Source organism: Natrinema soli, assembly GCF_028618695.1.
The window spans coordinates 1-7,431 of sequence record NZ_JAQIVI010000186.1 but is presented as its reverse complement, the minus strand read 5'-3'; the positions used below and the strand labels follow the sequence as shown (position 1 = coordinate 7,431).

General features: G+C 61.7%; 9 protein-coding genes. 4 read left to right on the top strand and 5 right to left on the bottom strand.

Annotated features, from left to right (window positions below):
• Positions 1-116 precede the first annotated feature (116 nt).
• Positions 117-1,661, bottom strand: a complete 1,545-nt coding sequence (locus tag PGX04_RS12420; RefSeq protein WP_273738799.1) for an acyl-CoA carboxylase subunit beta — start codon at positions 1,659-1,661, stop codon at positions 117-119.
• Positions 1,662-1,818: 157 nt separating this feature from the next.
• On the opposite strand from PGX04_RS12420, the gene PGX04_RS12415 reads away from it, so the two are divergent.
• Positions 1,819-3,168, top strand: a complete 1,350-nt coding sequence (locus PGX04_RS12415; protein WP_273738798.1) for a sodium-dependent transporter — start codon at positions 1,819-1,821, stop codon at positions 3,166-3,168.
• Positions 3,169-3,189: 21 nt separating this feature from the next.
• Here the strand turns inward: PGX04_RS12415 and PGX04_RS12410 are convergent, their stop codons facing one another.
• Together PGX04_RS12410 and PGX04_RS12405 are read right to left on the bottom strand one after the other, a co-directional pair.
• Entirely contained in the window at positions 3,190-3,924 is a 735-nt protein-coding gene (locus tag PGX04_RS12410; RefSeq protein WP_273738797.1) for an SDR family oxidoreductase, read from the bottom strand.
• A gap of 77 nt (positions 3,925-4,001) precedes the next feature.
• Positions 4,002-4,448 carry a response regulator gene (locus PGX04_RS12405; RefSeq protein ID WP_273738796.1) on the bottom strand — a complete coding sequence of 149 codons (447 nt, stop codon included), beginning with the start codon at positions 4,446-4,448 and terminating at the stop codon, positions 4,002-4,004.
• Between the two features lie 185 nt (positions 4,449-4,633).
• Between PGX04_RS12405 and PGX04_RS12400 the strand changes: the two genes are divergently transcribed.
• Positions 4,634-5,299 carry a glycerophosphodiester phosphodiesterase gene (locus tag PGX04_RS12400; RefSeq protein WP_273738795.1) on the top strand — a complete coding sequence of 222 codons (666 nt, stop codon included), beginning with the start codon at positions 4,634-4,636 and terminating at the stop codon, positions 5,297-5,299.
• 19 nt (positions 5,300-5,318) lie between these two features.
• Here PGX04_RS12400 and PGX04_RS34635 read toward each other — a convergent pair whose 3' ends face one another.
• Entirely contained in the window at positions 5,319-5,624 is a 306-nt protein-coding gene (locus PGX04_RS34635) for a DUF7344 domain-containing protein (protein ID WP_425498447.1), read from the bottom strand.
• A gap of 230 nt (positions 5,625-5,854) precedes the next feature.
• Between PGX04_RS34635 and PGX04_RS12395 the strand changes: the two genes are divergently transcribed.
• Together PGX04_RS12395 and PGX04_RS12390 are read left to right on the top strand one after the other, a co-directional pair.
• On the top strand, positions 5,855-6,340 hold the full coding sequence (locus tag PGX04_RS12395; RefSeq protein WP_273738794.1) for an Lrp/AsnC family transcriptional regulator: 486 nt from the start codon (positions 5,855-5,857) through the stop codon (positions 6,338-6,340).
• A gap of 58 nt (positions 6,341-6,398) precedes the next feature.
• Positions 6,399-6,674, top strand: coding sequence for a HalOD1 output domain-containing protein (locus tag PGX04_RS12390; RefSeq protein WP_273738793.1), 276 nt, complete (start codon positions 6,399-6,401; stop codon positions 6,672-6,674).
• Between the two features lie 202 nt (positions 6,675-6,876).
• Here the strand turns inward: PGX04_RS12390 and PGX04_RS12385 are convergent, their stop codons facing one another.
• Positions 6,877-7,263, bottom strand: a complete 387-nt coding sequence (locus PGX04_RS12385) for a secondary thiamine-phosphate synthase enzyme YjbQ (RefSeq protein ID WP_273738792.1) — start codon at positions 7,261-7,263, stop codon at positions 6,877-6,879.
• Between the last annotated feature and the right edge of the window lie 168 nt (positions 7,264-7,431).

The window sequence follows — 7,431 nt, the reverse complement described above, 5'->3', positions numbered from 1 at the left end:
GGAGCGCCGCCTCGAATCCGGCCGAGCCGTCGCGTTCGGCCGTCGTCCCGCTGTTCCCGTCGCCGTCGGCTCGTCCGCCGTCGTCGACCGCCGTCTGTTGCTGGGATGTCATCTGACTACAGCGGGATGTTGCCGTGTTTCTTGTCGGGGTTTTGCTCGCGTTTGGTCTCGAGCATCTCGAGGTCGTCGATCAGCCGCGGTCGGGTTTCGGTGGGGACGATGACGTCGTCGAGGAAGCCCTTGTCCGTCGCGGTGTAGGGGTTGGCGAACTCCTCGCGGTACTCGTCGATGAGTTCGTCGCGGAGTTCGTCCGGGTTGTCGGATTCGGCGAGTTCCTCACGGTAGAGGATGTTGACCGCGCCCTGTGGACCCATGACCGCGATCTCGGCGGTCGGCCAGGCGTAGTTGACGTCCGCGCCGAGGTTCTTCGAGGCCATGACGCAGTAGGCACCGCCGTAGGCTTTCCGGGTGATGACGGTCAACAGCGGGACGGTCGCTTCCGCGTACGCGTAAAGAAGCTTTGCACCGTGCCGGATGATTCCGCGGTGTTCCTGATCGGTGCCGGGCATGTAGCCGGGGACGTCGACGAAGGTAACGATCGGAATGTTGAACGAGTCACAGAAGCGGACGAACCGCGAGCCCTTCATCGAGGCGTCGACGGTCAGCGTTCCGGCGTTGACGCGGGGCTGGTTGGCGACGAGGCCGACCGAGCGCCCGTCCAGTCGGCCGAAGCCGACGACGAGGTTCTTCGCGAAGTTGTCTGCGACCTCGAAGAACGAGCCCTCGTCGACGATGCTGTCGATGACGTCGGTCATGTCGTAGGGCTTTTGCGGACTCGGCGGAACGATGTCTTTGAGCTGGTCGTCGCGGCGATCCGGGTCGTCCCACGGCTCGACGCGAGGCGGGTCCTCGACGTTGTTCTGCGGGAGATAGGAGAGGAGCCGCTTGATGTCGTCGAGCGCCTGCTCCTCGCTCTCGCAGGCGAACTGGGCGACGCCGGTCTTGTTGGAGTGGGTCATCGCACCGCCGAGCTCCTCATGGGAGACCTCCTCACCGGTGACGGTCTTCGTGACTCCGGGGCCGGTGATATACATGTGGCTGGTGTCCTTGACCATGAAGATGAAGTCGGTGATCGCCGGCGAGTAGACTGAGCCGCCGGCACACGGCCCCATGATCCCCGAAATCTGCGGGATGACGCCGCTGGCTTCCTGGTTCCGGCGGAAGATTTCGGTGTAGCCCGCGAGGCTCTTGACGCCCTCCTGAATGCGGGCCCCAGCGGAGTCGTTGAGTCCGATGACCGGCGCGCCGACCTCCATCGCCATGTCCATGACCTTGCAGACCTTCTCGGCGAAGACCTCGCCGAGGGAGCCGCCGAAGACGGTGAAGTCGTGGGCGAAGACGAACGTGGTCCGCCCGTTGACCTCGCCGTAGCCCGTGACGACGCCGTCGCCGGGCACCTTCTTCTCTTCCATCCCGAACTGGCTCGTCTGGTGGGTCCGGAGCTGGTCGAACTCCGTGAACGTCCCCTCGTCGAGGAAGTAGTCGATCCGCTCGCGGGCGGTCATCTTCCCCTTGTCGTGTTGCTTCTCGATCCGCGCCTCGCCACCGCCTTTGCGCGCCTCCTCGCGGAGTTCCTCGAGTTCCTCGATGCGGTCTTCCATCGTCATGCCGGGAACACCCCTGCGCGATTCATACGCCGTTGTGCGAGGACCAATTGGAAAAGGATTCCGTAACACCATCACGATTAATAACTCTCCATCTGGCAAATGATAGAACGACCACGAAAAGTTATATAGGGTTGTTTTTATAAAAGCGGGTATGGCACAACGAGAGTCATGGGCCACACGAACAGGGTTCATCCTCGCAGCGGTCGGCAGTGCGGTGGGATTAGGTAACGTCTGGAGATTTCCGTATCAAGTGGGTGAATTCGGCGGAGCGGCGTTTCTCGTCGTATACCTCGCTTTGATCGCGGTCATCGGATTCCCAGTGATCCTGGTCGAGTTCACTGTCGGCCGGTACACGGATCGGAATCCCGTCGGTGCGCTCAAACAGATCGGCACGAGTTCGTGGCAGCGAATCGGGTGGGTGTTCATCGTCGCGGGCTTCGTTATCCTCTCGTACTACAGCGTCGTCGCTGGCTGGGTTTTGCAGTACACCGTTTACGGACTACAAGGGAATTACGCCGCAGACGGTGCGGCGCAGTTCGGGGCAACAACCGGAGGAATGATGTCGATCCTCACACACGCGATTTTCATGGCGGCCGTCATCGCCGTCGTCGGATTCGGTATCCAGCGCGGTATCGAATTCTCCGTGAAGCTGATGGTTCCCGCGATCATCCTCCTCCTGGTCGGTCTGGCAGTCTATGCCGGAACGCTCCCGAGTGCCGGGGAAGCCTACGCGTACTACCTATCACCCGACCTGAATACTATTACCGCGAACTGGACTAGTATCTTACCCGCAGCAGCCGCACAGGCGTTCTTCACGCTCTCGCTCGGGATGGGTGTGATGATCACCTATGCATCCTACCTCGGAGAGGATCGTAACCTCGCCAAAGACGCCGTCATCATCGTCGGATTGGACACGGCAATCGCGTTCACCGTCGGCCTCGTCGCGTTCCCGGTCCTCTTCTCCGGCGACCTCTCTGTCGCCGACATCGTCGAAATCGGCGACGGTCCGGGTTTCATTTTCATCGCGCTTTCGCAGGCGTTTAGCAACATTCCGCTCGGCAGCGTTCTCGGGGCAATCTTCTTCGGTACCGTCACGATCGCGGCGCTCTCGAGCGCGATCAGTATCCTGGAAGTCGTCGTTTCCTACCTGATCGACGAACGAGGCGTCGATCGCGTCCCGGCGACTCTTCTCATCGGAACCGCGATATTCCTCTTCGGCGTTCCCGTCGCGTACGACGGAAGTCTCTCGTGGCTCACGGTCTACGACGAACTCGCCAACAACATCCTGCTCATCCTCGGCGCACTATTGTTATCGATCTACATCGGCTGGGTCGGGACCGACATCGGCCTCGAGGAACTCGGCAAAGGTGTTCGAAACCTCGGCGGCTGGGGAACGGCCTGGATCTGGGCCCTTCGAGTTCCCGTCGTCGTCACGCTGGTCGTGATCCTCGGACTGAACGCGATCGGTGCGTACGAGGCGATCAGCGGTATCCTCGGCTAATCGTCGGTCCGTTTTCGCCGATCAAGCCTCGCCGTACACTGGCACAGCAGCGCCGCTTGTCACCGCAGCCCCGTCGCTACAGAGGAAGGCCATCACGTCCGCGATCTCGAGCGGGTCGACCCACGAATCGTGATCCGCGTCGGGCATCATCTCCCGGTTCATCGGCGTGTCGATCACGCTCGGCATGACGCAGTTCGCCCGCACCGTCCCGCGATTCTCCTCGGCGAGCGTCTCCGTCAGCAGCCGAATGCCGGCCTTCGTGATCCGGTAGGGGCCGTCGCCCTCGCCGCCCTCGAGCGAGGACCGTGCGCTGATACTGACGATCGATCCCGCCGAGTCCTGCAGGTGGGGCAGGGCGTGTTTCGACGCGAGAAACGCCGTCTTCAGGTTGACGTCCAGCAGGAGGTCGAACTCCTCGAGATCGGTGTCCTCGACGTGATCGCCGCCGCGCCACGTCCCGGCGATATTCAGCAGGTGGTCGATTCGGTCGTGATCCGCTGCGATCGACTCCATCAGGGCCGCCACGTCGTCCTCGTCGGTCAAGTCGGCTTCGTAGAACGCGAGGTCGGATTCACCGTCGGGATCGCGCGCGAGCAAACTGTCCTCGTCGTCCGGCGCGATCACGTCGACGGCGCAGACCGTCGCGCCCGCCTCGAGGAAGCGATCGACGGCAGCGCTGCCGAGCGCGCCGCTGGCACCGGTGATCACTGCAACGGTTCCGTCGAAGTCGACGTCGAACTCGGTTTGCACGGACATACCGAACAGTGTGCGGTCCGCTCGCATCAAAGGCGGGGGCCGTCGGCGGTCGTCCGACGGCGGGTACCGGACCGCCGTTACGAACGGGTCGTCGGCAGGGCCGCTCGGCGGAACCAGAACTCGGCGATCGCTTCCGCCATCTCGGCATACTCCGCCGGCTCCGTCGGCTTCGTGAGGTACGCGTTGGCCGCGAGGTCGTAGCTCGCGCGAACGTCCGCCAGGTTCGTCGATCGCGTCAACACGAGCACGGGGAGCCGTGCGAGCTCAGGCTCGGCCGTCACCGCCTCAAGGAACTCGAGACCGTCCATCTCCGGCAGATCCAGATCCAACAGGATGAGATCCGGAACGGCCGGCGGCTCGTCGTCGCGGCCGGTGAGGACCGAGAGCGCCTCCGCGCCGTCGCCGGCGACGCGAATCGTTGGTTCGATCGCCAACTCGGCGAACGCCTCGCGGACGAGGCGAACGTCATCGTCGTCGTTCTCGACGAGGAGCACGTCGATCGGCTCGTCTCGTTGACCGCTCATAGTGGCGTTAGAGTTGACATATAAATGTCCGATTCATGCAAGGTAGTAATCATCTCCACCTTGTCATGGTATTCGGTTAAGGCTACTTGCTACACAATTTGGGACTCGTTCGGCGACGCTCGTTTCGACGCGGCGAGTGCGAGGAGTCGTCAGAGTAACGTCGTCGAGCCTCGATGGATCACCGCATGCGACTCATCGCGCATCGGGGGTTCGCAGCGACTGCCCCCGAGAACACGATCGGTGCCGTTCGAGCCGCGGCCGAACGCGCAGACGCCGTCGAGTTCGACGTGCGACGCTGTGGCTCCGGCGAACTCGTCGTCGTCCACGACGAGACGATCGACCGCGGCACCGACGGCACCGGGACCGTCGCGGACGCCTCCCTCGCGGAACTCTCCGTTCGCTCAGTGCGCGGGTCCGGCGACGGAATTCCGACCCTCGCGGCGATGCTCGAGGCCCTCCCGCCGACCGTCGAGGCCCACATCGAACTCAAGGAACCCGGCATCGCCGCGGACGTCCTCGCCGCTCTCGAGGACGCGGCCCTCGCCAATCGCGTCGTCCTCACCTCGTTTCTGGTCTCCGAACTGCGGACGATTCGCGACCGCGATCCGAGCCAGTCGATCGGGCTGCTCGTCAGTCGGCACCTCGAGACGCCGGTCACGACGGCGGTCGAACTCGACTGCACTGTCCTCGGGGCGAGCTACTGGCGCTGTCTGGCGAGCCGGGTCGTGCCGCGGGCGACGGCGGTGGGACTCGAGGTCCACGCCTGGACGATCGAGCGCCGAGCGATGGCGAGTCTGCTCGCCCGCCGCGGCGTCGAGTACGTTTCGGCGGACCGGCCGATCCGGGTGTAAAAGGGACTCGCCGTACCGTTCACTCGTGAACGCAGTCGAGAATATCCTCAGCAAGCGGCTGAGACTGGTACTGAATCGTTTCACTTCGTGTGTCATTCTCGATAAGACCGGCCGCCTCAAGTGCCGGTAACGTCTCGTGATGGAGCCGTGCCATCACGGCCTCTGGAGTCTCAGCTGTCGAACTGTGTCGAACAACGCCGTCGATAACGTCGTCGTACGATGCGACGCCAGTGTCGGTGTTTCCCACTTGTCGAAGCACTAACCGACGGTGCTGATCAGCTAATGCGTTCAGAATAACATCGGCTGAGGAAGCGTTACAAGGCATGCGCTTGCCTCCACGTTCGAGTGTCAGAAATCATCAATATTCGGCGTCACCTTGTGAAACGACACCATTTGTAGGTAGTTAGTAATTTCGCAGTTCTTCGGTCGTAAGATCGCTCTCCCGGGAAAGGAAATTGCGAATTTCTTCATTTGATCGGGATAGAACGCAATATGCATAGACATGGATGAGTACAGTTGCGAAAATAACATGGTGGTGCATCTCGTGCCCCTCGTATGGATGTCGAATTGGACGACACGGACAAGGGTATTCTCTACTTGTTACAGAAAGATGCTCGTCGAATCACGACCCAGGAGATGGGAGAGCAGGTCGGTGTTTCCGCCAGCACGGTCCGTAATCGCATCGAACGGCTCGAAAACGAGGGCATTATTCGAGGCTATTACCCCGATGTCGATTACGACAAGGCGGGACTCCAGCTCTACGTCGAAATAATCTGTAGCGCGCCGAATCCCGAACGAGAACAACTCGCGACTGACGCACGCGGTGTCAGTGGAGTTATCGCTATCAGAGAAGTGCTCAACGGAACGGAGAACATCCAGATTGACGCCGTCGGGACGAACTCGGATGACGTCGCCCGGATTACTGACGAACTGAGTGAGATCGGGTTATCGGTTGCCAATACGAAGATTATCAAGGAGACGTTCACACAACCGTTCAATCACTTTGGCCAGCAGTTCGTAGAGGATGATACGTTTGAGTGACCGATCACCGCATACGGGGGAACCTATCAGTTACGATACTGAGACGGGAATCTACCGAATGCGCTTTGACAGCGCGACCATCCGTCCAACTATCGCTATAATAAAAATGATGAGTGCCGTGTGTGACAAGGAGCCAACGCAACTCACCCCCTTGTACGACGTCGTTGATACGGAAACGCTCAATCAGCTATTCGCAAAATCCAAGCGTTGTCAGGAAGAAGATTACATCGTCGAGTTTTCCTATTACTCGCACCAGATAACCGTCGAGAGCGCCGGGATCATCGAGGCGCAACCGCTGTCTGCTGAAGGTGGCGACGACGATGATCCCTGCTGAACTCATCTCAGCAGGTCGTCGAGCGGGGAAGACGGACGACATCTTCCTCGAGTGAATCACACCTCGAAACTTCAAAACAAACGCTCGAGTCCCGGCTCGCGGGCCGGCCGTTCGACGAGCGATGCCGATTGAGCGGCTGGTCACAGAGTTCCGACCGGCGGTATCGCTCGAACGCCGACGAGACGATCGATCGGGCCAGCAACTAGTCGACGGTCGTCACGGACACCGTCCGCGTTCGCGGCCCGTCGCACTCCACGAGCAACGCCGACTGCCACGTCCCCAGCGCTAACTCCCCGTTCTCGACCGGAATCGTTACGTCCGGACCGATCAAGGCCGCCCGCAGATGCGAGTCCGCATTCCCGTCCAACTCGTCGTGTGCGTGTCCCTCGTCCGGAACGAGATCACGCAGGAACGACTCGAGGTCGCCGCGAAGCCGCGGTTCGGCCTCCTGAACGACGAGGCCGGCCGTCGTGTGCTCGACGAAGGCCGTACAGGTCCCCGACTCGAGGTCGTCGGGAACGGCCGCTGCGATACGTTCGGTCACGTCGACGGTCGTCAGCCGCGACTCGGTCTCGACGGAAAACGCCATGCGCGAGTGGACGACCGCGAGGATAGATTGCGTTTCGGTCCGCGTCGACGAACGACCGTCCCTTACGAAAGCTGTCTCGTGGCCCATGCGGCGTAGTCCCGCACGTTCGGGGCCGGATCCTCGCTCGCGAGGTCCCGCAGTCGCGGGCCGGCCGCGTCGACGCGGCCG

Coding starts and splice junctions, on each gene's coding strand:
- PGX04_RS12420 (WP_273738799.1), bottom strand. CDS start 1,661: ATGGAAGACCGCATCGAGGAACTCGAGGAACTCCGCGAGGAGGCGCGC.
- PGX04_RS12415 (WP_273738798.1), top strand. CDS start 1,819: ATGGCACAACGAGAGTCATGGGCCACACGAACAGGGTTCATCCTCGCA.
- PGX04_RS12410 (WP_273738797.1), bottom strand. CDS start 3,924: ATGTCCGTGCAAACCGAGTTCGACGTCGACTTCGACGGAACCGTTGCA.
- PGX04_RS12405 (WP_273738796.1), bottom strand. CDS start 4,448: ATGAGCGGTCAACGAGACGAGCCGATCGACGTGCTCCTCGTCGAGAAC.
- PGX04_RS12400 (WP_273738795.1), top strand. CDS start 4,634: ATGCGACTCATCGCGCATCGGGGGTTCGCAGCGACTGCCCCCGAGAAC.
- PGX04_RS34635 (WP_425498447.1), bottom strand. CDS start 5,624: ATGCCTTGTAACGCTTCCTCAGCCGATGTTATTCTGAACGCATTAGCT.
- PGX04_RS12395 (WP_273738794.1), top strand. CDS start 5,855: ATGGATGTCGAATTGGACGACACGGACAAGGGTATTCTCTACTTGTTA.
- PGX04_RS12390 (WP_273738793.1), top strand. CDS start 6,399: ATGCGCTTTGACAGCGCGACCATCCGTCCAACTATCGCTATAATAAAA.
- PGX04_RS12385 (WP_273738792.1), bottom strand. CDS start 7,263: ATGGCGTTTTCCGTCGAGACCGAGTCGCGGCTGACGACCGTCGACGTG.